General features: G+C 70.0%; 25 protein-coding genes. 18 read left to right on the top strand and 7 right to left on the bottom strand.

The annotated features are described in order from the left end of the window. Positions 1 to 122 precede the first annotated feature (122 nt). From ACZ42A_RS32445 to ACZ42A_RS32390, 12 genes are all read left to right on the top strand, one after another. On the top strand, positions 123 to 1361 hold the full coding sequence (locus ACZ42A_RS32445; RefSeq protein WP_468530880.1) for a serine hydroxymethyltransferase: 1239 nt from the start codon (positions 123 to 125) through the stop codon (positions 1359 to 1361). A gap of 129 nt (positions 1362 to 1490) precedes the next feature. Next, on the top strand, positions 1491 to 2792 hold the full coding sequence (locus ACZ42A_RS32440; RefSeq protein WP_468530879.1) for an MraY family glycosyltransferase: 1302 nt from the start codon (positions 1491 to 1493) through the stop codon (positions 2790 to 2792). A gap of 286 nt (positions 2793 to 3078) precedes the next feature. Next, on the top strand, positions 3079 to 3516 hold the full coding sequence (locus ACZ42A_RS32435; RefSeq protein ID WP_468530878.1) for a hypothetical protein: 438 nt from the start codon (positions 3079 to 3081) through the stop codon (positions 3514 to 3516). Between the two features lie 225 nt (positions 3517 to 3741). Continuing rightward, positions 3742 to 4563 (top strand): F0F1 ATP synthase subunit A, encoded by an 822-nt coding sequence (atpB, locus tag ACZ42A_RS32430; protein ID WP_468530877.1) that lies wholly within the window; start codon positions 3742 to 3744, stop codon positions 4561 to 4563. A gap of 78 nt (positions 4564 to 4641) precedes the next feature. Then, positions 4642 to 4878, top strand: coding sequence for an ATP synthase subunit c family protein (locus ACZ42A_RS32425; protein WP_030042676.1), 237 nt, complete (start codon positions 4642 to 4644; stop codon positions 4876 to 4878). 44 nt (positions 4879 to 4922) lie between these two features. Further along, complete coding sequence (locus tag ACZ42A_RS32420; RefSeq protein ID WP_468530876.1) at positions 4923 to 5474, top strand: F0F1 ATP synthase subunit B; 552 nt, start codon at positions 4923 to 4925, stop codon at positions 5472 to 5474. Beyond that, positions 5471 to 6286, top strand: a complete 816-nt coding sequence (locus tag ACZ42A_RS32415) for a F0F1 ATP synthase subunit delta (protein ID WP_468530875.1) — start codon at positions 5471 to 5473, stop codon at positions 6284 to 6286. Before ACZ42A_RS32420 ends, ACZ42A_RS32415 begins: the two co-directional genes overlap by 4 nt. Positions 6287 to 6425: 139 nt before the next feature. Then, positions 6426 to 8033 (top strand): F0F1 ATP synthase subunit alpha, encoded by a 1608-nt coding sequence (gene atpA, locus ACZ42A_RS32410; protein ID WP_468530874.1) that lies wholly within the window; start codon positions 6426 to 6428, stop codon positions 8031 to 8033. A gap of 21 nt (positions 8034 to 8054) precedes the next feature. After that, a complete protein-coding gene (locus ACZ42A_RS32405) occupies positions 8055 to 8972 on the top strand; it encodes a F0F1 ATP synthase subunit gamma (protein WP_468530873.1) in 918 nt (305 codons plus the stop codon). Then, on the top strand, positions 8972 to 10408 hold the full coding sequence (gene atpD, locus ACZ42A_RS32400) for a F0F1 ATP synthase subunit beta (RefSeq protein ID WP_468530872.1): 1437 nt from the start codon (positions 8972 to 8974) through the stop codon (positions 10406 to 10408). Before ACZ42A_RS32405 ends, atpD begins: the two co-directional genes overlap by 1 nt. Positions 10409 to 10525: 117 nt before the next feature. Next, positions 10526 to 10900, top strand: coding sequence for a F0F1 ATP synthase subunit epsilon (locus ACZ42A_RS32395; RefSeq protein WP_166002312.1), 375 nt, complete (start codon positions 10526 to 10528; stop codon positions 10898 to 10900). Positions 10901 to 11062: 162 nt separating this feature from the next. Then, entirely contained in the window at positions 11063 to 11509 is a 447-nt protein-coding gene (locus tag ACZ42A_RS32390) for a DUF2550 domain-containing protein (RefSeq protein ID WP_468530871.1), read from the top strand. Positions 11510 to 11518: 9 nt separating this feature from the next. Here ACZ42A_RS32390 and ACZ42A_RS32385 read toward each other — a convergent pair whose 3' ends face one another. The 3 genes from ACZ42A_RS32385 to ACZ42A_RS32375 all read right to left on the bottom strand — a co-directional run bounded on the left by ACZ42A_RS32385 (position 11519) and on the right by ACZ42A_RS32375 (position 15307). Continuing rightward, entirely contained in the window at positions 11519 to 13348 is a 1830-nt protein-coding gene (locus ACZ42A_RS32385) for a glycosyl hydrolase family 18 protein (RefSeq protein WP_468530870.1), read from the bottom strand. Between the two features lie 136 nt (positions 13349 to 13484). Then, positions 13485 to 14126: a response regulator gene (locus ACZ42A_RS32380; RefSeq protein ID WP_468530869.1), complete on the bottom strand. Its 642-nt coding sequence runs from the start codon at positions 14124 to 14126 to the stop codon at positions 13485 to 13487. Then, positions 14123 to 15307, bottom strand: coding sequence for a sensor histidine kinase (locus ACZ42A_RS32375; RefSeq protein ID WP_468530868.1), 1185 nt, complete (start codon positions 15305 to 15307; stop codon positions 14123 to 14125). Before ACZ42A_RS32375 ends, ACZ42A_RS32380 begins: the two co-directional genes overlap by 4 nt. A 152-nt stretch (positions 15308 to 15459) precedes the next feature. On the opposite strand from ACZ42A_RS32375, the gene ACZ42A_RS32370 reads away from it, so the two are divergent. Beyond that, complete coding sequence (locus ACZ42A_RS32370; RefSeq protein ID WP_468530867.1) at positions 15460 to 16071, top strand: hypothetical protein; 612 nt, start codon at positions 15460 to 15462, stop codon at positions 16069 to 16071. On the opposite strand, the gene ACZ42A_RS32365 is transcribed toward ACZ42A_RS32370, so the two are convergent. From ACZ42A_RS32365 to ACZ42A_RS32355, 3 genes are read right to left on the bottom strand one after another with little or no spacing between them, the layout of a single operon-like run. Continuing rightward, entirely contained in the window at positions 15997 to 16569 is a 573-nt protein-coding gene (locus ACZ42A_RS32365; protein WP_468530866.1) for a cob(I)yrinic acid a,c-diamide adenosyltransferase, read from the bottom strand. The genes ACZ42A_RS32370 and ACZ42A_RS32365 overlap by 75 nt on opposite strands. Before the next feature lie 13 nt (positions 16570 to 16582). Beyond that, positions 16583 to 17338: an ABC transporter permease gene (locus ACZ42A_RS32360; RefSeq protein WP_468530865.1), complete on the bottom strand. Its 756-nt coding sequence runs from the start codon at positions 17336 to 17338 to the stop codon at positions 16583 to 16585. A 10-nt stretch (positions 17339 to 17348) separates the two neighbouring features. Further along, on the bottom strand, positions 17349 to 18131 hold the full coding sequence (locus ACZ42A_RS32355; RefSeq protein ID WP_468530864.1) for an ABC transporter ATP-binding protein: 783 nt from the start codon (positions 18129 to 18131) through the stop codon (positions 17349 to 17351). Between the two features lie 84 nt (positions 18132 to 18215). Between ACZ42A_RS32355 and ACZ42A_RS32350 the strand changes: the two genes are divergently transcribed. The 4 genes from ACZ42A_RS32350 (at position 18216) to ACZ42A_RS32335 (ending at position 23159) form a co-directional block, all read left to right on the top strand. Continuing rightward, positions 18216 to 18857, top strand: a complete 642-nt coding sequence (locus tag ACZ42A_RS32350) for a TetR/AcrR family transcriptional regulator (protein WP_468530863.1) — start codon at positions 18216 to 18218, stop codon at positions 18855 to 18857. A 126-nt stretch (positions 18858 to 18983) separates the two neighbouring features. Then, positions 18984 to 19832: a 3-hydroxyacyl-CoA dehydrogenase family protein gene (locus ACZ42A_RS32345; protein WP_468530862.1), complete on the top strand. Its 849-nt coding sequence runs from the start codon at positions 18984 to 18986 to the stop codon at positions 19830 to 19832. A gap of 175 nt (positions 19833 to 20007) precedes the next feature. Further along, the gene (locus tag ACZ42A_RS32340) at positions 20008 to 20331 is read left to right on the top strand and encodes an STAS domain-containing protein (protein WP_468530861.1); all 324 of its coding nucleotides are present in this window, start codon (positions 20008 to 20010) and stop codon (positions 20329 to 20331) included. Between the two features lie 263 nt (positions 20332 to 20594). Then, positions 20595 to 23159, top strand: a complete 2565-nt coding sequence (locus tag ACZ42A_RS32335) for an ATP-binding protein (protein WP_468530860.1) — start codon at positions 20595 to 20597, stop codon at positions 23157 to 23159. Between the two features lie 66 nt (positions 23160 to 23225). Here ACZ42A_RS32335 and nucS read toward each other — a convergent pair whose 3' ends face one another. Continuing rightward, entirely contained in the window at positions 23226 to 23897 is a 672-nt protein-coding gene (gene nucS / locus ACZ42A_RS32330) for an endonuclease NucS (protein ID WP_468530859.1), read from the bottom strand. Positions 23898 to 24150: 253 nt separating this feature from the next. On the opposite strand from nucS, the gene ACZ42A_RS32325 reads away from it, so the two are divergent. Further along, positions 24151 to 24543 carry an SCO5389 family protein gene (locus ACZ42A_RS32325; protein WP_468530858.1) on the top strand — a complete coding sequence of 131 codons (393 nt, stop codon included), beginning with the start codon at positions 24151 to 24153 and terminating at the stop codon, positions 24541 to 24543. Positions 24544 to 24635: the final 92 nt, after the last annotated feature.

Genomic DNA, 24635 nt, shown 5'->3' with positions numbered 1-24635 from the left:
GAGGCACTGGATCCGGTGGTGACGGCGCTGACGGGGGTACCCGCGCGGATGTAGTCGCAGGGCGGCACAGGGGCGCCGGGCCTACATTGGACGTACGTCAGCGTCGACGCCCGGAGCACACCATGACGGTCACCCCTGCCCGTGAGACCGACGTCCTGCGCGCTCAGGACCCCGAGCTGGCCGAGCTGCTGCTCGGGGAGCTGGACCGGCAGTCGACGACGCTCCAGCTGATCGCTGCGGAGAACTTCACCTCGCCCGCCGTGCTGGCCGCGCTCGGCTCACCGCTCGCCAACAAGTACGCGGAGGGGTATCCGGGGGCGCGGTACCACGGGGGATGCGAGATCGTCGATGTGGCCGAGCGGATCGCCGTCGACCGGGCGAAGGCCCTGTTCGGGGCCCAGCACGCCAACGTGCAGTCGCACTCCGGCTCGTCCGCCGTGCTCGCCGCGTACGCCGCGCTGCTGCGGCCCGGCGACACCGTGCTCGCCCTCGGACTGCCGTACGGCGGCCATCTCACGCACGGCTCGCCCGCCAACTTCTCCGGCCGCTGGTTCGACTTCGTCGGCTACGGCGTCGACGGCGAGACCGGGCTCGTCGACTACGAGCAGGTGCGCGCCCTGGCCCGCAGTCACCGGCCCAAGGCGATCGTGTGCGGGTCCATCGCCTACCCCCGGCATCTCGACTACGCGCTCTTCCGCGAGATCGCCGACGAGGTCGGGGCGTATCTGATCGCCGACGCAGCCCATCCCATCGGGCTGGTCGCCGGGGGAGTGGCGCCCAGTCCGGTGCCGTACGCCGATGTCGTCTGCGCCACCACCCACAAGGTGCTGCGCGGTCCGCGCGGCGGAATGATCCTGTGCGGGAGCGAACTGGCCGAGCGGGTCGACCGGGCCGTCTTCCCGTTCACTCAGGGCGGCGCGCAGATGCACACGATCGCCGCGAAGGCCGTCGCGTTCGGCGAGGCGGCAACACCGGCGTTCACCGCGTACGCCCATCAGGTGGTCGCCAATGCGAGGGTTCTCGCGGCGGGGCTGACCGCCGAGGGCCTGGTGGTCACGACCGGCGGCACCGACACGCACCTCATCACCGCCGACCCGTCCCCGCTCGGCGTGGACGGCCGCACCGCCCGAGGGCTGCTCGCCGGCGCCGGGATGATCCTGGACTGCTGCGCCCTGCCGCACGGCGATGTGCGCGGGCTGCGGCTGGGCACGGCGGCCGTGACCACGCAGGGCATGGGAGACCTGGAGATGGCGCGGATCGCCGTCCTGCTCGCCACCGCGCTGCGGGAGCCGCAGCGGGCCAAGGCCGTGCGTGAAGAAGTGCGGGAGCTGACGGGCCGATTTCCGCCGTATCCGGGCTGAGCGAGGGTAGGCGGTCTTCCGTGCACAGCCACCCGTGCAACCATCGTCGCTACCCGTAAGTCCCCACACATATGCGTCCCTCGCTAGGGTGTGGGGCTGAGATGGCCAGCGAGACCTGTGGGGAAGCCCGTGCGTGAATACCTGCTGACGCTCTGCATCACGGCCGCGGTGACGTACCTGCTGACAGGGCCGGTGCGGAAGTTCGCGATCGTGGCGGGAGCGATGCCGGAGATCCGGGCCCGGGATGTGCACCGGGAACCGACTCCGCGGCTCGGCGGTATCGCGATGTTCTTCGGGCTGTGCGCCGGTCTGCTGGTCGCCGACCACCTCACCAACCTCGGCACGGTCTTCGAGAACTCCAACGAACCGCGCGCCCTGCTCTCCGGGGCCGCCCTCATCTGGCTGATCGGCGTCCTGGACGACAAGTTCGAGATCGACGCCCTGATCAAGCTGGGCGGCCAGATGATCGCCGCCGGCGTCATGGTCATGCAGGGTCTGACGATCCTGTGGCTGCCCATCCCGGGCGTCGGCTCCGTCGCGCTGACCCAGTGGCAGGGCACCCTGCTGACGGTCGCGCTCGTCGTCATCACCATCAACGCGGTCAACTTCGTCGACGGCCTGGACGGCCTCGCGGCGGGCATGGTGTGCATCGCGTCGGCCGCGTTCTTCCTCTACGCCTACCGGGTCTGGGTGTCCTACGGCATCGAGGCCGCCGCCCCGGCCACCCTGTTCGCGGCGATCCTGATGGGCATGTGCCTGGGCTTCCTGCCGCACAACATGCACCCGGCGCGGATCTTCATGGGCGACTCCGGCTCGATGCTGATCGGCCTGGTGCTCGCCGCCGGCGCCATCTCCATCACGGGGCAGGTCGACCCGGACGCGCTGAAGCTGTTCGCCGGCTCCGAGAAGGAGGCCGTGCACCAGACGGTGCCCGTCTACATCCCGCTGCTGCTGCCGCTGACCATCATCGCGATCCCAGCGGCCGACCTGATCCTGGCGATCGTGCGCCGTACCTGGCGCGGCCAGTCGCCGTTCGCGGCGGACCGCGGCCATCTGCACCACCGGCTGCTGGAGATCGGGCACTCGCACAGCCGCGCGGTGCTGATCATGTACTTCTGGTCGGCGCTGATCGCCTTCGGCGCGCTGGCGTACTCCGTGAACAGCGCGTCCATGTGGATCGTGCTCGGTGTGGTGGTACTGAGCGCGATCGGCCTCGTCCTGCTGTTGCTGCCGCGCTTCACGCCGCGCGCCCCGATCTGGGCGGAGCGCTTCGTGCCGCCGCGCTACCGGCGCCGCAAGGTCATCGTGACGTCCTCGCAGCCCCTCGCGGAGGCCCCGGCCGAGGAGGAGACCCGTACTCCTGTGGCCGCCGGGGTGTCCGGTGTCAACGGCGCGACGGCCGTGGGACCCCGTTCGCGGCTGCCAAGGTAAGAATCTGACTAGAGCATTGCCAAGTCATGGGGGAGCGAACCGCCCCAATACCAGACAAGTGGGCGCGGTTTTTGCACAGACGCGCAGGGTCACTCTCATGTGTGACAGCCAGCACACCCACCAGGTAAAGACCTCATCAAATAGTTTGTGATACCGTTCACGAGAACCCCGGATAGAGCCGAAGGACCGTAGTGCGACGGTCCCTTGGCGTGAGGCTCTCTCTCACCCCGGGACTACGCTCGTCCATGACGACACCCCTGCCCCCTTTGAAAGCGGAGTTGCCGCCATGCCGTCCAACGACGTCCGGATCCTGGCCCAGGCCGCTGTGCCCACAGCTGCCGTCGGCGCTGTAGCCGCCGTCGTCAGCGGAGTGGTGGCCGGCGGCAAGGGTGCCCTGGGCTCCGGCGTGGCCGCCCTGGTGACGATCCTCTTCATGGGCCTCGGCCTGTACGTGCTCCAGCGCACTGCCAAATCGCTTCCGCACCTGTTCCAGGCGATGGGCCTGATGCTCTACGCGGCTCAGATCCTGCTGCTGTTCATCTTCCTCGCCGCCTTCAAGAACACATCGCTGTTCAATCCGCGGGCCTTCGCGTTCACGCTGATCGCGACCACCCTGGTGTGGATCGGCTCGCAGACGGTCGCGCACATGAAGTCGAAGATCCTTTACGTCGAACCGGACTCCTCCGAGGGCAGCAAGCCCGAGAAGACGGGCCCGTCGTCGTGAGGGGTAGGGCCGGGATAAAGACGCGTTCGACAAGCTGCTATCGTCCGGTGCCAACTGCGGCACTGCGGGCGCGGGCATCCGAGCTGACGCCTGTTCCATCGCGAGGCTCGACGCCGAACCGCCGCCCCCACACCAGAAACACCAGTCCAGTGCCGAACCGCGGCCGCGCGCCGCGCCGACACAACGAGGTTGCCGTACCTATGCGCCACGCTGAAGGAGCCCGCGGTGAGTGCTGACCCGACGCAGGTGCTCGCCTTCGAGACCGACTGCCACATCTTCGACGGCTGTGGCTTCCCGGCTCCCGGCCTGCACTCGTTCCTGTTCGAGCCCCTCTGGGGCGACGCGGACAGCAACCTGTACTTCAACAAGACGATGCTGCTGGCGCTGCTCGGCTCCATCGTCGTGATCGGCTTCTTCTGGGCTGCTTTCCGCAAGCCGAAGGTCGTCCCGGGCAAGCTCCAGATGGTCGCCGAGTTCGGCTACGACTTCATCCGGCGCGGCGTCGTCTACGAGACCATCGGCAAGAAGGAAGGCGAGAAGTACGTCCCGCTGGTCGTCTCGCTGTTCTTCTTCATCTGGATGATGAACCTGTGGTCGATCATCCCGGTCGCCCAGTTCCCGGTCACCTCGATCATCGCCTACCCGGCGGTGCTCGCTCTGATCGTCTACATCCTGTGGGTCTCGCTGACCTTCAAGCGGCACGGTTTCGTGGGCGCCTTCAAGAACTTCACGGGCTACAACAAGGAGCTCGGCCCGGTTCTGCCGCTGGCCATGGTCATCGAGTTCTTCTCGAACCTGCTGGTCCGTCCCTTCACGCACGCGGTGCGACTCTTCGCGAACATGTTCGCGGGCCACACCCTGCTGCTGCTCTTCACCATCGCCAGCTGGTACCTGCTGAACGGCATCGGCATCGCCTACGCCGGCGTCTCGTTCATCATGGTCATCGTCATGACGGCCTTCGAGCTGTTCGTACAGGCCCTTCAGGCGTACGTCTTCGTGCTCCTGACCTGCACCTTCATCCAGGGCGCGCTCGCCGAGCACCACTGAGCACCCGCCTCTTCGAAACCCCCGCAGACGTCCGGTGGCCAACCCCCACCGGTCCTTGAAAGAGAAGGAAGAACTGGCATGTCTACTCTTGCCGCTGTCACCGGTGACCTCAAGGCCCTCGGCTCCATCGGCTACGGCCTTGCCGCCATCGGCCCCGGCGTGGGCGTCGGCATCATCTTCGGTAACGGCACGCAGGCCCTGGCCCGTCAGCCCGAGGCCGCCGGCCTGATCCGTGCCAACCAGATCCTGGGCTTCGCGTTCTGTGAGGCGCTCGCCCTGATCGGTCTGGTTATGCCGTTCGTCTACGGCTCCTGATCACTTCAGGCTGACGACCAGCAATCCAGACGAAAGGCAACGACATGAGCCAGCAGCTCATTCTGGCGGCGACCGAGGGGGCGGCGGAGAACCCCCTCATCCCGCCGATCCCTGAGCTCGTCATCGGCCTGCTCGCCTTCGTCATCGTCTTCGGCTTCCTCGCCAAGAAGCTCCTCCCGAACATCAACAAGGTTCTGGAAGAGCGCCGCGAGGCCATCGAGGGCGGTATCGAGAAGGCCGAGGCCGCGCAGACCGAGGCCCAGAGCGTCCTTGAGCAGTACAAGGCCCAGCTCGCCGAGGCCCGTCACGAGGCCGCGCGACTGCGTCAGGAGGCGCAGGAGCAGGGCGCCGCTCTCATCGCCGAGATGCGTGCGGAAGGCCAGCGGCAGCGTGAGGAGATCGTGGCCGCCGGTCACGCCCAGATCGAGGCCGACCGCAAGGCCGCCGCGTCCGCGCTGCGCCAGGACGTCGGCAAGCTGGCCACCGACCTGGCCGGCAAGCTCGTCGGTGAGTCCCTCGAGGACCACGCCCGGCAGAGCCGTGTCATCGACCGCTTCCTCGACGAGCTCGAGGAGAAGGCAGAGGCCGGCCGATGAACGGAGCGAGCCGCGAGGCCCTGGCAGCCGCACGTGAGCGTCTCGACGCGCTGACGGACAACACGTCCGTGGACGCCGGACGGCTCGCCGACGAGCTGGCCGCCGTCACCGCGCTGCTCGACCGCGAGGTGTCGCTGCGTCGGGTCTTCACCGACCCGGCGCAGGCCGGTGAGGCCAAGGCCGAGCTGGTCCAGCGGCTGATCGGCGGCCAGGTCGGCGGCGAGACCGCGGACCTGCTGTCCGGCATGGTGCGCTCCCGCTGGTCGCAGTCGCGCGACCTGGTGGACGCGCTGGAGGAACTGGCGAACACCGCCGACCTCACCGCCGCCCAGCAGGCGGGCACGCTCGACAACGTCGAGGACGAGCTGTTCCGGTTCGGCCGGATCGTCGCCTCCTCCACCGAGCTGCGCGCCGCGCTGACCGACCGCGCCGCGTCCAAGGCGGCCAAGAGCGAGCTGCTGCGCAGCCTGCTCGGCGGCCGGGCAGCCGCGACCACCGAGCGTCTGGTGACGCGCCTTGTGACCGCGCCGCGGGGACGTAGCCTGGAAGCGGGACTGGAGTCCCTGTCCAAGCTCGCCGCCGACCGGCGGGACCGCATGGTCGCCGTCGTCACCTCGGCGGTACCGCTGAGCGACACGCAGAAGCAGCGCCTGGGCGCCGCCCTCGCGAAGCTCTACGGCCGCCAGATGCACCTCAACCTGGACGTGGACCCGGCGGTCCTCGGCGGGATCCGGGTGCAGGTCGGCGACGAGGTCATCAACGGCTCCCTCGCGGACCGTATCGGCGACGCCGAACGCCGGCTGGCCGGCTGACCGCGACGCGACAGCCGCGGCAACTGAACACGCAGTACGTACTTACGGCCCTGGTTGGGCCGTGCAGAGGATTCCTGGGGGTCGCCCCCAGACCCCCAAAGTGAAACTTCGGGCCCAACAAGGAGAGCAGGGAACCCAGATGGCGGAGCTCACGATCCGGCCGGAGGAGATCCGGGACGCGCTGGAGAACTTTGTCCAGTCGTACAAGCCGGACGCGGCCTCGCGCGAGGAGGTCGGTACGGTCACCCTTGCCGGCGACGGCATCGCGAAGGTCGAGGGTCTTCCCTCGGCCATGGCCAACGAACTGCTGAAGTTCGAGGACGGCACCCTCGGCCTCGCGCTCAACCTGGAAGAGCGCGAGATCGGCGCCATCGTCCTCGGTGAGTTCAGCGGCATCGAGGAGGGTCAGCCGGTCACGCGCACCGGCGAGGTCCTCTCCGTCGCGGTGGGCGAGGGTTACCTCGGCCGCGTCGTCGACCCGCTCGGCAACCCGATCGACGGCCTCGGCGAGATCGAGACGTCCGGCCGCCGCGCCCTCGAGCTGCAGGCCCCCACGGTCATGCAGCGCAAGTCGGTGCACGAGCCGATGGAGACCGGCTACAAGGCCGTCGACGCCATGACCCCGATCGGCCGCGGTCAGCGTCAGCTGATCATCGGTGACCGCCAGACCGGCAAGACCGCCCTGGCCGTCGACACGATCATCAACCAGCGTGACAACTGGCGCTCCGGCGACCCGAAGAAGCAGGTCCGCTGCATCTACGTCGCCATCGGCCAGAAGGGCTCCACCATCGCGTCGGTCCGCCGCGCGCTGGAGGAGAACGGCGCGCTGGAGTACACGACCATCGTCGCCGCCCCGGCGTCCGACCCGGCCGGCTTCAAGTACCTCGCCCCCTACACCGGCTCGGCCATCGGCCAGCAGTGGATGTACGAGGGCAAGCACGTCCTGATCATCTTCGACGACCTGTCGAAGCAGGCCGACGCCTACCGCGCCGTGTCCCTGCTGCTGCGCCGCCCGCCGGGCCGTGAGGCCTACCCGGGTGACGTCTTCTACCTGCACTCCCGCCTGCTGGAGCGCTGCGCCAAGCTCTCCGACGACATGGGTGCCGGCTCGATGACCGGTCTGCCGATCGTCGAGACCAAGGCCAACGACGTCTCGGCGTTCATCCCGACCAACGTCATCTCCATCACCGACGGCCAGTGCTTCCTGGAGTCGGACCTGTTCAACGCCGGTCAGCGCCCCGCGCTGAACGTCGGTATCTCCGTCTCCCGAGTCGGTGGTTCCGCGCAGCACAAGGCGATGAAGCAGGTCTCCGGCCGTCTGCGCGTGGACCTCGCCCAGTTCCGTGAGCTGGAGGCGTTCGCCGCCTTCGGTTCCGACCTGGACGCCGCGTCCAAGGCGCAGCTGGAGCGCGGTCAGCGCATGGTCGAGCTGCTGAAGCAGGACCAGTACCAGCCGATGGCCACCGAGGACCAGGTCGTCTCCGTCTGGGCCGGCACCACCGGCAAGATGGACGACGTCCCGGTCGCCGACATCCGCCGCTTCGAGCGCGAGCTGCTCGACTACCTGCACCGCAAGGAGCAGGGCCTCATGACCTCCATCAAGGAGGGCGGCAAGATGTCCGACGACACGCTCACCGCCGTCGCCGACGCCATCGCGGAGTTCAAGAAGCAGTTCGAGACCTCGGACGGCAAGCTGCTCGGCGAGGAAGCTCCGGCCGCTCCGAAGGCGACCAGCGCCTCCAAGTGACGTAAGGAAGGGACCTGACTCATGGGAGCCCAGCTCCGGGTCTACAAGCGTCGCATCCGATCCGTCACCGCGACCAAGAAGATCACGAAGGCGATGGAGATGATCGCCGCCTCGCGCGTCGTCAAGGCGCAGCGCAAGGTGGCGGCCTCCACGCCGTACGCGGAAGAACTGACCCGCGCGGTCACCGCGGTCGGCACCGGCTCGAACACCAAGCACCCGCTGACCACGGCCGCCGAGACCGTCACCCGGTCCGCGGTGCTGCTGCTGACCAGCGACCGCGGTCTGGCCGGCGCGTTCAACTCCAACGCCATCAAGGCGGCGGAGCAGCTGACCGAACGGCTGGAGCGCGAGGGCAAGCAGGTCGACGTGTACATCGTCGGCCGGCGCGGTGTCGCCCACTACAACTTCCGTGAGCGTGCGATCACGGAGTCGTGGACCGGGTTCACCGACGAGCCGTCGTACGCGGACGCCAAGAAGGTCGCGGCCCCGCTGATCGAGGCCATCCAGAAGGACACGGCGGACGGCGGCGTGGATGAGCTCCACATCGTCTACACCGAGTTCGTCTCGATGATGACGCAGACGGCGATCGACAAGCGCATGCTGCCGCTCAGCCTCGACGAGGTCGCGCAGGAGACCGCCACCAAGGGCGAGATCCTGCCGCTGTACGACTTCGAGCCGTCGGCCGAGGACGTCCTCGACGCACTGCTGCCGCGGTACGTCGAGAGCCGGATCTACAACGCGCTGCTCCAGTCGGCCGCTTCGAAGCACGCCGCCACGCGGCGCGCGATGAAGTCGGCCACCGACAACGCGGGCGAGCTGATCAACACGCTCTCCCGTCTTGCCAACGCGGCCCGCCAGGCCGAAATCACCCAGGAAATCAGCGAGATCGTCGGTGGCGCGAGCGCCCTGGCCGACGCGACCGCGGGGAGTGACAAGTAATGACCACCACTGCTCAGACGGCCACGGCGACGGGCCGCGTCGCGCGGGTCATCGGCCCGGTCGTCGACGTGGAGTTCCCCGTCGACGCGATGCCGGAGATCTACAACGCGCTTCACGTCGAGGTGGCCGACCCGGCCAACGCCGGCGAGAAGAAGACGCTGACCCTGGAGGTCGCCCAGCACCTGGGTGACGGCCTGGTCCGCGCGATCTCGATGCAGCCGACCGACGGTCTGGTCCGCCAGGCCCCGGTCGTCGACACCGGCGACGGCATCACCGTCCCGGTCGGCGACTTCACCAAGGGGAAGGTGTTCAACACCCTCGGTGAGGTGCTGAACGTCGACGAGAAGTACGACGGCGAGCGCTGGTCCATCCACCGCAAGGCCCCGAACTTCGACGAGCTCGAGTCGAAGACCGAGATGTTCGAGACCGGCGTCAAGGTCATCGACCTGCTGACCCCGTACGTCAAGGGCGGCAAGATCGGTCTGTTCGGCGGCGCCGGCGTCGGCAAGACGGTGCTCATCCAGGAGATGATCTACCGCGTCGCCAACAACCACGACGGTGTGTCGGTGTTCGCCGGTGTCGGTGAGCGCACCCGTGAGGGCAACGACCTCATCGACGAGATGAGCGAGTCGGGCGTCATCGACAAGACCGCGCTGGTCTTCGGCCAGATGGACGAGCCCCCGGGCACCCGTCTGCGCGTGGCCCTGGCCGGTCTGACCATGGCGGAGTACTTCCGCGATGTGCAGAAGCAGGACGTGCTGTTCTTCATCGACAACATCTTCCGCTTCACCCAGGCCGGTTCCGAGGTGTCGACCCTGCTCGGCCGTATGCCCTCCGCGGTGGGTTACCAGCCGAACCTGGCCGACGAGATGGGTCTCCTCCAGGAGCGCATCACCTCGACCCGTGGTCACTCGATCACCTCGATGCAGGCGATCTACGTCCCCGCGGACGACCTGACCGACCCGGCCCCGGCCACCACCTTCGCCCACCTCGACGCGACGACGGTTCTGTCCCGTCCGATCTCCGAGAAGGGCATCTACCCGGCCGTGGACCCGCTGGACTCCACGTCCCGGATCCTGGACCCGCGCTACATCACGCAGGACCACTACAACGCGGCCATGCGCGTGAAGAACATCCTGCAGAAGTACAAGGACCTCCAGGACATCATCGCGATCCTCGGTATCGACGAGCTGGGCGAGGAGGACAAGCTCGTCGTCCACCGTGCCCGTCGCGTGGAGCGCTTCCTGTCCCAGAACACCCACGTCGCCAAGCAGTTCACCGGCGTGGACGGTTCGGACGTGCCGCTGGACGAGTCGATCGCCGCGTTCAACGCGATCTGCGACGGCGAGTTCGACCACTTCCCGGAGCAGGCGTTCTTCATGTGCGGTGGTCTCGAGGACCTGAAGAAGAACGCGAAGGAGCTGGGCGTCTCCTGACCCGGGCAGCTGCCTGAGTCATGAGGGGGCGGGCACGTCCCGCCCCCTCTGCCACGCCCATTAGACTTGTAACCAACACCCGGCAGACCCGCCGGGTGGTGACCCGAGGAGCCAACCTTGGCTGCTGAGCTGCACGTCGCGCTGGTCGCGGCCGACCGAGAGGTCTGGTCCGGCGAGGCCACCCTGGTCGTCGCGCGCACCACGTCCGGCGACATCGGCGTCATGCCCGGTCACCAGCCGCTGCTCGGTGTGCTGGAGTCGGGCCCGGTGACCATCCGTACGAGTGATGGTGGAACGGTCGTCGCCGCGGTGCACGGCGGTTTCATCTCGTTCGCGGACAACAAGCTGTCCCTGCTGGCCGAGGTGGCCGAGCTGTCGGACGAGATCGATGTCCAGCGCGCACAGCAGGAGCTGGAGCGCGCGAAGGCGGAGGGCGACGAAGCCGCCCAGCGCCGCGCGGACGTCCGACTGCGTGCGGCGGCGGCGCGCTGACCCCGAGGGTCCCTCCCGGGCCGTCTAGGCTCTGGGGGAGCGCCGAGTAGTGACGTCACTCAGCCGCGGTCGGCACCGGAGCAATCCGGAGCCGGCCGCGGCTGAGGCAGATATAGAGGTTTTTTCCGTTCCGTTACCTAGGAGACGAGGAGGTCGGTGCCGATGGTCCTCGCTCTGACTGTGTGCGGAATCGTCGTCGCCCTCGTGGTGCTGGGGCTGTTCGTCTTCGGTCTGCGCCGCAGACTCATCCAGCGTTCCGGCGGCACCTTCGACTGCTCCCTGCGCTGGGACGCCCCCGAGCCGGGCGACACCAGCGGCAAGGGCTGGGCCTACGGGGTGGCCCGCTACAACGGCGACCGCGTCGAGTGGTTCCGGGTCTTCTCCTACGCCGTCCGCCCGCGCCGGGTGCTGGAGCGCTCGGCGATCGAGGTGCTGGGCCGCCGGCTGCCCGAGGGCGAGGAGGAGCTGGCGCTGCTCTCCGACGCGGTGGTCCTCGCCTGTCTGCACCGGGGCACCCGCCTCGAGCTGGCCATGAGCGAAGACGCGCTGACCGGTTTCCTCGCGTGGCTTGAGGCAGCCCCGCCCGGTCAGCGCGTCAATGTCGCGTGAGTAAGGCCGTTACTTCAGCCCGTTGCTGATCGCGGAGACCAGCTCACCGTTGCCGGTGTCGCCGCTGAACTCCCAGAAGAAGGCTCCGCCGAGGCCCTGGTTCTTGGCCCAGGTCATCTTGGTGCCGATGGTGGCCGGGGTGTCGTAGGACCACCAGTTGGTGCCGCAGTGCGCGTACGCCGTGCCGGCGATGGTGCCGGTGGCCGGGCAGGCCGTCTTGAGCACCTTGTAGTCCTCGATGCCGGCCTCGTAGGTGCCGGTCGCCGCGCCGGTGGCGGTGCCGCCGGGGGCGGACTGGGTGACACCGGTCCAGCCGCGGCCGTAGAAGCCGATGCCGAGCAGCAGCTTGGCCGCCGGGACGCCCTTGGCCCTGAGCTTGGCGATCGCGTCGGCGGAGTTGAAGCCGGCCTTCGGGATGCCGGTGTACGACGTGAGCGGGGAGTGCGGGGCGGTCGGGCCCGTCTTGTCCCAGGCGCCGAAGTAGTCGTACGTCATCACGTTGTACCAGTCGACGTACTGGCCGGCGCCGCCGTAGTCGGCCGCGTCGATCTTGCCGCCGGACGAACCGTCCGCGGTGATGGCGGCGGTGACCAGGTAGTTCGAGCCGAACTCGGTGCGCAGTGCCTGCATCAGGGTCCTGAACGCGGCCGGGCCGGAGGTGTCGCAGGTCAGACCGCAGGCGTTCGGGTACTCCCAGTCGATGTCGATGCCGTCGAAGACATCGGCCCAGCGCGGGTCCTCGACCAGGGCCTTGCAGGACTTGGCGAAGGCGGTGGCGTTGGCCGCGGCCTGGCCGAAGCCGCCGGAGTAGGTCCAGCCGCCGAACGACCACAGCACCTTGATGTGCGGGTACTTGGCCTTCAGCTGACGCAGCTGGTTGAAGTTGCCGCGCAGCGGCTGGTCCCAGGTGTCGGCGACGCCGCTGACGGACTGGTCGGCGGTGTAGGCCTTGTCGGTGGCGGCGTAGGCGTCGTCCAGGACGCACTGGCCGTTCTTGACGTTGCCGAACGCGTAGTTGATGTGGGTGATCTTCGCGGCGGAGCCGGAGGTCACCAGGTTCTTGACGTGGTAGTTGCGGCCGTAGACGCCCCACTCGGTGAAGTAGCCGAGGTTGACCTTGGAGCCGGGCTGCGGGCCGGGGTCGGTGGAGCCGCCGGTGGTGCGGACGGCGACCGCGCCGCTGACCGGTCCGGTCTGGTCGGCGGTGTCGCGGGCCTGGACGGTGTACGAGTAATCGGTGCCGGCGGTGAGGCCGGTGTCCGTGTAGCTCGTTCCGGTGACGGTGGCGACCTTGGTGCCGCCGCGCAGCACGTCGTAGTTCTTGATGCCCTTGTCGTCGGTGGCCGCGCTCCAGGTGAGCTTCACCGAGGTGTCGGTGACGGAGGAGGCGGTCGGGGTGCCGGGAGCGCTCGGCGGGTTGTCGCCGGGGACGCTCGGGCCGCCGTCACAACTGCCGCCGTTGAGCTTGCAGTTGGCGGGGGAGCCGGTGCCGGTGCCGTTGAAGCCGAAGGAGACCGAGGCGCCGGGGGCGAGGGTGCCGTTCCAGGACTTGTTCTTGGCGGTCCAGTGGTTTCCGGAGGACGTGATGTCGGCGTCCCAGCCGGAGGTGACGGACGTACCGGAGGGGAAGTCCCACTCGACCGTCCACGAGCTGATGGTCGTGGTGCCGGTGTTCTTCACCGTCCACTTGCCCTCGAAGCCGGTGCCCCAGTCCGAGGCCTTGGTGTAGGTGGCGGTGGCTTCGGTTGCGGCCTGGGCGGGGCTCGCGAGCCCGACCAGTCCGGCGAAGGGGAGCAACAGGGTCGCGAACCCTGCCGCGGCTCTGTGTCTGAAGCGCATGCTGCGCCTCCTTTGTGGGGATGTCGGGGGCGGGCGTGACTGAGCCTTCACGCCCACGGTGCCGCGAGAATAGAAAGGTCTGGACCATAGGTCAATAGGTCTGGACCACTACCCCGGCCACCCGCCGGTAACCCCGTCAGATCCCCAACTCCTGCGCCAGTACGGCGGCTTGCACCCGGCTGCGCAGCTCCAGCTTCCCCAGCAACCGGCTGACGTGCGTCTTCACCGTCGCCTCCGCCATGTCGAGCCGCCCCGCGATCTCCGCGTTCGACAGCCCCTGTCCCAGACACGACAGCACCTCGCGCTCCCGCCGCGTCAGCTGCTCCAGCACCGCCGGATCGGCCTTCGGCTCGCGCACGGGCCGGGCGGCGAACTCGGCGATGAGACGCCGGGTCACGGCCGGGGCGATGAGCCCCTCGCCGCGCGCCACCGTCCGTACCGCGTCGAGCAGATCCCCGGCCTCGGTGTTCTTCAGCAGAAAGCCGGCCGCCCCGGCCCGCAACGCCCCGAACACATACTCGTCGAGGTCGAAGGTGGTCAGCACGAGAACGTCGGCGAGCCCTTCCTCGACGACCTTCCGCGTCGCCGACACCCCGTCAAGACGCGGCATTTGTACGTCCATCAGCACCAGGTCGGGCCGCAGCTCCCGGGCCAGCGCCACCGCCTGCTCCCCGTCCGCCGCCTCGCCGACCACCTCGATGTCGGGGGCGCTGCCCAGGATGAGCACCAGCCCGGCGCGGACGGCGGACTGGTCCTCGGCGACCAGGACGCGGATCATGCGGGGTCTCCTTCGTCGGTGGGAAGTGTCGCGCGTACGGCCCAGATCTTGCCGTCCGCCGTGTCCTCGGGTCCGGCCTCCAGCGTGCCGCGCAGCAGCGTGGCCCGCTCCCGCATACCGACCAGTCCGGCCCCCGAGCCGGGCGCCCGGGGCGCGTCCCGGTCGCCGTAGGGGCTGGTCACGGTGATGGCGAGGGAGCCGTCCCGCTGGGCGAGGGTGACGGTGACGCGGCCGGGGCCGGCGTGCTTGAGGGCGTTGGTCAGGGACTCCTGCACGATGCGGTAGGCGGCCAGTTCCACCGGCGCGGGCACGCGGTCGCAGGCGGCGTCCAGGGTGACGTCGAGGCCGTTGGCGCGGGCCGTGTCGACCAGCGCGCCCAGGCCGTCGAGGGTAGGCGCGGCGGACGGCTCGGTCTCTGCGCCGGCGTCCCGGAGGATGCCGATGAGGCGGCGCATCTCGGCCAGTCCCTCGACGCTGTTCTCGCGGATGACCCCGAGGGCCTTCCGGGTGGTGTCCGGGTCGTCGAGGGACAGCGCGGCCGTGGAGTGGATGGCGATCGCCGACAGATGGTTGGCGACCATGTCGTGCAGCTCGCGCGCCATCCGGGCGCGCTCGGCGCCGACCGCCTGGGCGCGGTCCATCTCGGCGAGCAGGGCGGTCTGCTCGGCGCGCAGCCGGGCGGCCTCGGCGGCCTCACGGTGATTGCGTACCACCCAGCCGGTGGAGGCGGGCGCGAGGGAGACCACCCCGACGCCGACGCCGATCAGCAGCGACTCCGGGATCCGCCAGACCGCCAGCGGCACCACCGCGCCCGCCACCGTGAGCAGCCCGGTGATCCAGGGGATGCGCCGGGCGGAGGCGGCGGTGCCGTAGAGGACGGCCGCGTACACCAGGTCGGTGAACATGATCACCGTGACGACGCTGCCGCGTGTGATCGTGTCGGCGGTCAGCGCGAGGACGCCGATCAGCAGTCCGGTGCGCGGCATCGTCCGGCGCAGCAGCTCGCAGCCCGCCGTCACCGCGAGCGGCACGAGCGCCGCCCACGCGGGTGACCACAGGACGAGCCCGTCCTCGGCACGCCGCGGGAAGAGCTGGGCGCCCCACAGCAGCAGCCCCCCGAGCAGTCCGGCCAGCGCGACGTACACGTCGAAGCGGTGCGGGCGGGGGAGTCGTACGGCCATGCCCTTATCCAACACGGCACCCGCCGCGCCCGCCTGATGCCCGGGAACGGTCCGCGACTGCATCTTTCGATGTACCGCGAGTTCGTCACCGCCGACGACGATCGGCGCCGCTTTCGCCGGGAGCCTGGAAGGGTGACCGAAGGGAGCATGTCGTGATCGTCGCGTTGATCATCGCCTGTGAGGTCGGCTTCTGGGTGCTGCTGGCGCTGGGCCTCGCCGTCCGCTACCTGCTGAAGTGGCGCCGGACGAGCGTGGCGCTGCTGCTGTGCGAGCCGGTCCTGGAGCTGGTGCTGTTCGTGGCGACGGCGATCGACCTGAAGAACGGCGCCGAGCCGAGCTGGGAGCACGGCCTGGCGGCGTTGTACATCGGCTTCACGGTGGCCTACGGCCACTACACCATCCGCTGGCTGGACGGCCACGCCGCGCACCGCCTCGCCGGGGCGCCGAAGCCGGTGGGCGCCCCGCGCTACGGCCTGCCCCGGGCCCGGCACGAGGCCCGCCTCTGGCTGCGTACGCTGCTCGCCGCGGCCGTGGCCTGCGCGCTGCTCCAGGGCGCGGTCTGGTACGTCGGTGACGACGGCGACATCTCGTCGCTGCGCGCCTTCCAGTGGGCGGCGCTGCGGGCCGCCGGCATCCACGGCCTGGTCGCGCTGGCCTACTTCATCTGGCCGAAGAAGGCGCCCGCGGGGTCAGCGCTCCCCGCCCGGGACCCAGAGCACGTCCCCGACGCCCTTGTTGGCCGTCCGCGCCAGGATGAACAGTAGGTCCGACAACCGGTTGAGGTAGGTCGCGGTGAGCGGGTTCATCGTCTCGCCGTGGACCTCCATCGCCGCCCACGTCGAGCGCTCGGCCCGGCGGACGACCGTGCAGGCCTGGTGGAGGAGGGCCGCTCCCGGGGTGCCGCCGGGGAGGATGAAGGAGCGCAGCTTCTCCAGCCGCTCGTTGAAGCGGTCGCAGTCCGCCTCCAGCCGGTCGATGTAGAACTGCTCCACCCGCAGCGGCGGGTACTCGGGGTTCTCCACCACCGGCGTCGACAGGTCCGCGCCCACGTCGAACAGGTCGTTCTGCACGCGGGTGAGGACCTTGACGATCTCCTCCTCCAGGTTCCCCAGCGCGATCGCCGTGCCGATCACCGCGTTCGCCTCGTTGGCGTCGGCGTACGCGGAGATCCGCAGGTCGGTCTTGGCGACCCGGCTCATGTCGCCGAGGGCGGTGGTGCCCTGGTCGCCGGTCCTGGTGTAGATGCGCGTCAGATTGACCATGCGGCCAGCGTAGTTACGGCTGGCCCCCGGCGGTACGGAAGACCCGTGTGCCCACGGTCACGGACAGCGCGGTGAGACCGACGGCGACCAGGACGCCGTACAGCATGTGCGCGGTCGCGTACCGCCCGACGTAGGCGTCGCGCATCGCGTCCACCAGATAACGGAACGGCACCAGGTGGGAGAGCACGTCCAGCCACGCCGGTCCGAGGCTCATCGGGAGCATCAGGCCGGACAGCAGCATCGAGGGCATGCTGACGGCATTGATCAGCGGCCCGAACTCCTGCGGGCTACGCACCTTCATCGCCAGCGCGTACGACAGCGAGGCGAGCGACACGGTCAGCAGGGCGACGAAGCCGAAGCCGATCAGCACACCGGCCAGCGGCGCCCGCAGCCCCATCACCAGTGCGGCCAGCACCAGCAGCACCGCCTGGAAGAGGAACACGGTGGCGTCCCGCAGCACCCGGCCCAGCAGCAGCGCGAGCCGGCTCACCGGGGTCACGCGCATGCGCTCGACGACGCCCTGGCCGTTCTCGATGATGACCATGAAACCGGCGAACAGCGCGCCGAACAGCCCGAGTTGCAGCAGCAGCCCGGGCACCAGCACCTGCCAGGAGCTGCCCGCCCCGCCGAGCGGCAGATCGGTCAGCAACGGTCCGAAGAAGAGCAGATAGAGCATCGGCATCAGCGCGCCGAAGAGCATCGCGAAGCGGGAGCGCAGGGTCTGGCGGGCGTAGCGCCCGTAGATCAGCGCGATGTCGTGCAGCAGCATCCGGTGACTCCTATACGGCGACGGGGGCGGCGTCGGCCGGGGCGGGACCGCGGCCGGTGATGGCGAGGAACGTCTCCTGGAGGGTGGCGTCGAGCGAGCCGCCGTACCGCAGCTTCAGCGCGCTAGGGGTGCCTTCGGCCGCCACCACGCCCCGGTCGACGACGACCAGGCGGTCGGAGAGGGCGTCGGCCTCGTCGAGGTAGTGGGTGGTCAGGAAGACGGTCGTGCCGTGCTCGTCGCGCAGCCGCCGGACCAGGTCCCACAGATCGGCGCGGCTGCCGGGGTCGAGGCCGGTCGTCGGCTCGTCGAGGAAGAGCACCCGCGGGCGGTGGGTGAGGGCCATCGCGATGTCCAGGCGCCGGCGCTGGCCGCCGGAGAGCGCGGAGGTCTTGCGGTCCAGCAGCCCGGTGAGGTCCAGCTGGTGTGCCAGCTCCTCGGCGCGGTCCTGCGCCTGAGCCATGGTCAGCCGGTACAGGCGGCCCTGGGTGACCAGCTCCTCGCGCACCCCGATCTGCCCGTCGACGCCGCCCGACTGGGCGACGTAACCGCACGCCCGGCGGACCCCGACCGGGTCGGTCGCCAGGTCGCACCCCGCGACGGTGGCCGCGCCGCCGGTCGGCTTCAGCAGGGTGGTCAGCATCCGCAGGGTGGTGGTCTTGCCCGCCCCGTTCGGGCCGAGGAAGCCGAGGATCTCGCCCGGCTGGACGGTGAGGTCGATTCCGCGGACGGCCTCCACCGGGCCGTGCTTGGTCTGGAAGGTACGAGCGAGTCCGGCCGTACTGATGATTGCCATGGCCACCAGAAAAACAGAGTCTCTGAAATTTTGCAATGACACCAAGTTTTCAGTGGCACCAGCGAAGCCGGGTAGGCTGCGGGCATGGCCGAGGGACTCAGGGAACGGAAGAAGCGGCAGACCCGGCAGTACATCTCCGATGTCGCCACGGGGCTGTTCATCGAGCGCGGCTTCGACGCGGTCACCGTCGCGGAGATCGCCGAGGCCTCCAACGTCTCCGTGAACACCGTCTACAACTACTTCCCAGCCAAGGAGGACCTGTTCCTCGACCGCTCCAAGGAGGTCGTCGACCGGCTCTCGCGCTGGGTGCGCGGCCGGCGTGACGGGGAGTCGGCCGCCGCGGCGGTGCTGCGCGAACTGCGCGACGAAGTCGAGTCGGTCTCACCCCGAATGGGCTTGATGGACGGCTATGCCCGGTTCATGACGGTGATTCACGAGTCGCCCGCCCTGCGCTCCCGGCTCTGGGCCATCAGCCAGGAGGTCGTCGACAACCTGGAGTACACCCTGCGCGAGGAGACCGGCGCCGAGCCCGACGACCCCATGCCCGCCCTGATCGCCGGTCAGGTCAACTGGCTCCACCAGACCGTGATGGCGGACATCGGCCGCCGCATGATGGCCGGCGGCAAGCCCGCCGAGGTGTCGCGCGAGGTGCTGCTGCTGCTCGACGAGATGGAGGGCCTGTTGAGCGAGAAGGTGCTCAACTACGCCGTACGAGGCGCCGCATGACCCCTGCCGGTGTGATGTCCGTCATCTGAGACGTGACGCGCATTACTTACCGGTCACACAGCCCCTCACGAGCGCTAGTGTCCGCCCGAGAGGAACAAGGACAGCGTGTATCAGGGGAGTCGCACAGTGGCACGGAAGCTCGCCGTCATCGGGGCCGGTCTCATGGGGTCCGGCATCGCCCAGGTCTCCGCGCAGGCGGGCTGGGACGTCGTTCTGCGCGACGTCACCGACGAGGCGCTGAAGCGCGGCACCGACGGCATCAAGGCCTCGTACGACAAGTTCGTCGCCAAGGGGAAGCTGGAGGCGGAGGCCGCCGAGGCCGCCCTCGGGCGCATCACCGCCACCACCGACCTGGACGCCGTCGCCGACGCGGACATCGTCGTCGAGGCCGTCTTCGAGAAGCTGGACGTCAAGCACGAGATCTTCCGCGCCCTCGACAAGCTGACGAAGGACGAGGCGGTCCTCGCCTCCAACACCTCCGCCATCCCGATCACCAAGATCGCCGCCGTCGTCGAGCGGCCCGAGCGCGTCGTCGGCACCCACTTCTTCTCGCCGGTCCCGATGATGCAGCTGTGCGAGCTGGTGCGCGGCTACAAGACCAGCGACGAGACCCTCGCCACCGCGCGGGAGTTCGCCGAGTCCGTCGGCAAGACCTGCATCGTCGTCAACCGGGACGTGGCCGGCTTCGTCACCACCCGGCTCATCTCGGCCCTCGTCGTCGAGGCCGCCAAGCTCTACGAGTCGGGCGTCGCCAGCGCCGAGGACATCGACCTCGCCTGCAAGCTGGGCTTCGGCCACGCCATGGGCCCGCTCGCCACGGCGGACCTGACGGGCGTCGACATCCTGCTGCACGCCACGAGCAACATCTACACCGAGACCCAGGACGAGAAGTTCGCTCCGCCGGAGCTGATGCGCCGGATGGTTGACGCCGGTGACATCGGGCGTAAGAGCGGGCAGGGCTTCTACAAGCACTGAAACAGCACACGCCTCAGGGACATCACACCTCGGGGTGAATTCGGTATCGGTTCGCTTACAAGCAGCAACCGCACCGCTGCCGAAGCAGTCAGACGGTGCAAGCCACCGTCCTTCCGACGTTGCACAACCACCGTCATCGTCATGGAGTACGTCACCGAACGCACGGGGAGCGCATATGCACATCAGGGGCGACCACGCCGAGGTGGTCGTCGAGGGCCGCCTCGACGTCCGCACCGCGGCGGACGCCCGTGCGGTTCTGCACTCGGCCGTCGACGACGGAGTCGGCGATCTCGTCCTCGACCTGTCCGAACTGGACTCCTGGGACGCCACCGGGCTCGGTGTCATCATGGGTGCCCACCGGCGGGCCGGCCGCTGCGGCCGGCGGCTGGTGCTGCGCGGTGTACCGCCGCAGATGCAGCGCCTGCTGGTGGCCACCCGGCTGCACCGGATCCTGGCGATCGAGGGCGGCATCGGCGTGGAGTCCCTGCCGCGCGTGTGAGGCACGGCAACGCCGGCACGGGTACGGTGCGGAGCCGGACGTTCCGGTCCCGAAACGTACGTCGCGCCCAATCCTCATGAGAGTGTGACGTCTCGGACGGCGCGGTACCCCGGGCTGTCGTAGATACTGAGCGAAGGTTTAGGGTTCGGTCGCCCGCTGTCCAGAACCACCCTCGAGCGGGCCCGGACCAGAAGCGACAGCGCGGTGTGCGACACGGCCGGGAGGGGCTGGACGCACTCGACGCTTTTGGGGGGCTTGAACCTATGGACCCGAACAACCGGGGACCCGAGGACTACGGCCATGACGGCGACGGCGGCACGCCGCGCCAGCGCCCGCCCAGGGACCCCCTCACACCGGACTTCGGACAGCACGCACCGGCACTCGCCCGCACGGTCCAGCTCGTCTCCGGCGACTTCCTGCTCACCGTCAACCCCGTCGACGGCAGCGAGATCGAACTCTGCCCGCCGGCCGAGCGGCCCGGCCGGCCCGCCAAGCTGACCGCGGCCGAACGCGCCGAGGTCGACCGCGCGGCCCGCCCGCCGGCGCCGCCCGGACCCACCCGGCCCGAACTGCCGCTGCTCGGCCGCCAGGAGGAGCGCGAACGCCTCGTCCGGCTGCTCGCCCGCGGCCGTTCGGTACGGCTCACCGGCCCCGGCGGCTCCGGCCGCACCCGCCTCCTCGACACCGTCGCCGAGGACTGCGCGGACCTCGCCCCGGACGGCGTGATCCGCCTCAGCGGCTTCCACCGCACCGCCGACGAGCTGCTGTACGACCTGTTCTACGCGGTCCACGGCGCGCCCCTGCACCGCCCGGAACGGGACGAACTGCGCGAAGCCGTCCGGGAGATCGGTGCCGTCGTCGTCCTCGACGACATCGAGTTCGGCGGCGCCGCCCTCGACGAACTGCTGGACGCCACCCCCGAGTGCGCCTTCCTGATCGGCGCCACCCCCGACGTGCCCGCGCCGTCCGCCGACTCCGCCCTGGAGGAGGTCTTCCTCGGCGGCCTCGACCGCGCCGGCGGCCTGGACCTCCTGGGGTACGCCGTCGGCCGCACCCTCACCGAGGACGAGTCCAACTGGGCCGGCGACCTGTGGTTCGAGTCCGAGGGCCTGCCGCTGCGGTTCGTCCAGGCCGGTGCCCTGCTCCGGCAGCGCGACCGGCTGCGGGCCGGCGCGGACGCCTTCGACGAGTTCGGCGTCTTCCAGGAACCCCCAGCGGACGCCCCGTTCGAGGCGGCGACCAGCGACGCGATACCGCTGCCCTCCCTCGCCGAGGGCGCCGCGCCCGCCGCCCTGCTCGCCTCCCGGCTGAGCGAGTCGGCGCGCGCCACCCTGCGGTTCGCCGTCGCCCTCGGCGGCGAGGTGCCGCACCAGGCCCATCTGCCCGCCCTGGTCGGCGACACCCACGCGGACGCCGCCCTCGGCGAGCTCCTCGGCTGCGCCCTCGTCACCCCGGTCGGCGGCCGCTACCGGCTCGCCTCCGGCGTGCGGACCCAGCTGGAGGCCGCCGGATACGCCGACGACGTCCAGGGCGCCGCCCGCGCCGCCGCGCGGCACTACGCCTGGTGGGCCGGGCACCCCTCGGTCACCCCCGAGCGGGTCTGCGCCGAGGCCGACGCCGTGCTCGCCGCGCTCGACGTCCTCGTCCCCGTCACCACCCCGCCCGGCGAAGGCCAGGAGAGCCCCGCCGTGCAGCTGGCCCGCACCGCGGCCCCCGCCTTCGCCGCAGGCCTGCACTGGAGCGCCTGGGAGCGCACCCTGCGCGCCGGCGCCAAGGCCGCCCGGCTCGCCGGAGAGGTCGCCGAACAGGCCTACTTCCACCACGAACTCGGCATCCTCGCGCTGTGCGAGGGCCGCCTCGACCGGGCCCGCGCCGAACTGGAGGCCTCCATCGGCCTGCGCGGCGCCCTCGCCGACAAGCGCGGCACCGTCGCCGGCCGTCGCGCCCTGGCGCTGGTCGACGACCGCTCGGGCAACACCCCCGGCGTCGGCCTGGTAAGCGCGGCGCCCGTGCTCGGCGCCACCGTCGGCGACGAGGTGGCCGCCGCCCGGCACGAGGAGTCCGCCTCGCCGCCCGGCGGCGTCCCGGCGGCCCTGACGGAGTTCCCGACACTGCCCCGCCCCGCCGACACGCTCGTCACCCACCGCACCACTCCGGGCGGTACGGCGTCCCGGCGCGCTGGGGGCGGTCTGCGTGGCCTCGCCCGGCGCAACCTGGTCGCGGCCGGCGCGGGCGCGCTGCTCGTGGCGGTGCTCGGCACGGTGGTGACGCTCGGCGCCACCTCCAGCAACGACGCCGACAGCCCGTCCGACCAGGTCGGCGTGAACCCGTCGGCCAGCCAGGGCACCGGCGACGACAGCCTGGGCGCCGACGAGGCGGACCGCGACGGCGACGGCGCCCCCGACACGGGCAGCGCGACCAGCCGCCCGACCGACCCGGGCCCCGACGGCACCTTCGGCACCTCCGACGACCCGACGCCGACGGACTCGGCCACCGGCTCGGAGTCCGGCGAGCCGTCGGACGACCCGAGCGGCAACGACCCGAGCGGCGACCCGTCGGAGTCGCCGACCAAGCCGCCGTCGTCGACGACGAGGCCCCCGTCCTCGACCAAGCCGCCCACCGAGACGAGCAAGCCGCCGACGCAGACCCCCACGGAGACCCCGACCACCACCCCCACGACTCCGACGGAGACGCCGACCACCACGCCCACAGACGCCCCGTCCACCTCGGACTCCGCGAGTGCGCCCACCGAGTCCAGCAGCAGCTCGGCGAGCGCCCCGCAGAGCAGCGACGCGGGCTCGCCGAGCAGCGCCGAGTCGGTGATCTGAGGCCTACGGCACAAAAGGGCCGGGTCCGTTCCCAGGACCCGGCCCTCACTGTCGTAGCAGTGGCTCTCAGAACAGCCGCAGCTTGTCGTCCTCGATGCCCCGCAGGGCGTCGTAGTCCAGCACCTGGCAGCCGATGCCCCGGTCCGTGGCGAGGACCCGGGCCTGCGGCTTGATCTCCTGCGCGGCGAAGATGCCGCGCACCGGCGCGAGATGGGGATCGCGGTTCAACAGCTCGAGATAGCGGGTGAGTTGCTCCACACCATCGATCTCGCCGCGCCGCTTGATCTCGACCGCGACGGTCTGGCCCTCCGCGTCCCGGCAGAGGATGTCGACCGGGCCGATGGCCGTCATGTACTCGCGGCGGATCAGCGTGTAGCCCTCGCCGAGCGTCTCGATGCGGTCGGCGAGCAGTTCCTGGAGGTGTGCTTCCACGCCGTCCTTGATCAGGCCGGGGTCGACGCCGAGTTCGTGCGAGGAGTCGTGGAGGACTTCCTCCATGGTGATGATCAGCTTCTCGCCCGCTTTGTTGACGACGGTCCAGACGCCCTCCTCCTCGCCCGTGCCCTCCTTCAGCGTGCAGGGCGGCGACATCCAGTTGAGGGGCTTGTAGGCCCGGTCGTCCGCGTGGATGGAGACACTGCCGTCCGCCTTCACCAGGATCAGACGGGGTGCCGAGGGGAGATGGGCGGTGAGCCGGCCGGCGTAGTCGACCGAGCATCGGGCAATGACGAGACGCATGGTCGGCAACGCTACTCGACACCCCGGGTGGTACGCGATTCGCGTCCTGTTTATCCAGAACACTCGTGTTCGGTCGTGGCCGATTGTGTGCCCACCGGGATCTGCCTGTATCCGCATTCTCCTGGTGCCGTCACGGCCAGTTGCCTACCGTAGTAAACGGGAGGTCGCGGCGCGTGTACTCAGGGTGTCCGGTTCGCGAGCTCCCCTATCTGTCCGGCAACCCCTGCTGGTCGGGGGTGCGAGAGGAGTACCCATGTCGCTCGACGTCTCACCGGCCCTACTCGAACAGGCCGAGCGAGGCGAGGTCGACGAAGCTGACTTCGTCGACTGCGTCCGGACCTCCCTGCCCTACGCGTGGGAGATGATCAGCTCCCTGGTGGCCCAGCTGAAGGTGGACGGCGGCCAGTTCGCCGACAACCAGACGCCCCCGCCGGACGAGCAGGCACGCGGTCAGCTCCTGCGCGCGCTCGCGAGTGACGCCATCCGCGGTGCGCTGCAGCGGCACTTCGGTGTGCGGCTGGCCTTCCAGAACTGCCACCGGGTGGCCGTGTTCCCGCTGGACCCCTCGGTGGACGAGACGCTGGCCCGCTTCACCTCGGTCCGCAGCCAGTTGCTCAACCAGTCCCCGGAGCTGCGGGACTGCTGACTGACGCAGGCCCTAGCTTGCCGCTCTCGTCCACGGGAGGTGGGTTCAGTGCCGGGGCGGCAAGCTCCCGGACCGCCGGGCCGGTGCCGTCC

The organism is Streptomyces sp. NPDC030838, from assembly GCF_055572035.1.
Note: the sequence above shows the minus strand (reverse complement) of the source record. Positions and strands in the feature narration are given on the sequence as shown.

What these genes read in the sequence shown, in the direction of transcription:
- ACZ42A_RS32445 (WP_468530880.1), top strand. Translation starts at nt 123, where the DNA reads ATGACGGTCACCCCTGCCCGTGAGACCGACGTCCTGCGCGCTCAGGAC.
- ACZ42A_RS32435 (WP_468530878.1), top strand. Translation starts at nt 3,079, where the DNA reads ATGCCGTCCAACGACGTCCGGATCCTGGCCCAGGCCGCTGTGCCCACA.
- ACZ42A_RS32425 (WP_030042676.1), top strand. Translation starts at nt 4,642, where the DNA reads ATGTCTACTCTTGCCGCTGTCACCGGTGACCTCAAGGCCCTCGGCTCC.
- ACZ42A_RS32420 (WP_468530876.1), top strand. Translation starts at nt 4,923, where the DNA reads ATGAGCCAGCAGCTCATTCTGGCGGCGACCGAGGGGGCGGCGGAGAAC.
- ACZ42A_RS32415 (WP_468530875.1), top strand. Translation starts at nt 5,471, where the DNA reads ATGAACGGAGCGAGCCGCGAGGCCCTGGCAGCCGCACGTGAGCGTCTC.
- atpA (WP_468530874.1), top strand. Translation starts at nt 6,426, where the DNA reads ATGGCGGAGCTCACGATCCGGCCGGAGGAGATCCGGGACGCGCTGGAG.
- ACZ42A_RS32405 (WP_468530873.1), top strand. Translation starts at nt 8,055, where the DNA reads ATGGGAGCCCAGCTCCGGGTCTACAAGCGTCGCATCCGATCCGTCACC.
- atpD (WP_468530872.1), top strand. Translation starts at nt 8,972, where the DNA reads ATGACCACCACTGCTCAGACGGCCACGGCGACGGGCCGCGTCGCGCGG.
- ACZ42A_RS32390 (WP_468530871.1), top strand. Translation starts at nt 11,063, where the DNA reads ATGGTCCTCGCTCTGACTGTGTGCGGAATCGTCGTCGCCCTCGTGGTG.
- ACZ42A_RS32385 (WP_468530870.1), bottom strand. Translation starts at nt 13,348, where the DNA reads ATGCGCTTCAGACACAGAGCCGCGGCAGGGTTCGCGACCCTGTTGCTC.
- ACZ42A_RS32380 (WP_468530869.1), bottom strand. Translation starts at nt 14,126, where the DNA reads ATGATCCGCGTCCTGGTCGCCGAGGACCAGTCCGCCGTCCGCGCCGGG.
- ACZ42A_RS32375 (WP_468530868.1), bottom strand. Translation starts at nt 15,307, where the DNA reads ATGGCCGTACGACTCCCCCGCCCGCACCGCTTCGACGTGTACGTCGCG.
- ACZ42A_RS32365 (WP_468530866.1), bottom strand. Translation starts at nt 16,569, where the DNA reads ATGGTCAATCTGACGCGCATCTACACCAGGACCGGCGACCAGGGCACC.
- ACZ42A_RS32360 (WP_468530865.1), bottom strand. Translation starts at nt 17,338, where the DNA reads ATGCTGCTGCACGACATCGCGCTGATCTACGGGCGCTACGCCCGCCAG.
- ACZ42A_RS32355 (WP_468530864.1), bottom strand. Translation starts at nt 18,131, where the DNA reads ATGGCAATCATCAGTACGGCCGGACTCGCTCGTACCTTCCAGACCAAG.
- ACZ42A_RS32350 (WP_468530863.1), top strand. Translation starts at nt 18,216, where the DNA reads ATGGCCGAGGGACTCAGGGAACGGAAGAAGCGGCAGACCCGGCAGTAC.
- ACZ42A_RS32340 (WP_468530861.1), top strand. Translation starts at nt 20,008, where the DNA reads ATGCACATCAGGGGCGACCACGCCGAGGTGGTCGTCGAGGGCCGCCTC.
- ACZ42A_RS32335 (WP_468530860.1), top strand. Translation starts at nt 20,595, where the DNA reads ATGGACCCGAACAACCGGGGACCCGAGGACTACGGCCATGACGGCGAC.
- nucS (WP_468530859.1), bottom strand. Translation starts at nt 23,897, where the DNA reads ATGCGTCTCGTCATTGCCCGATGCTCGGTCGACTACGCCGGCCGGCTC.
- ACZ42A_RS32325 (WP_468530858.1), top strand. Translation starts at nt 24,151, where the DNA reads ATGTCGCTCGACGTCTCACCGGCCCTACTCGAACAGGCCGAGCGAGGC.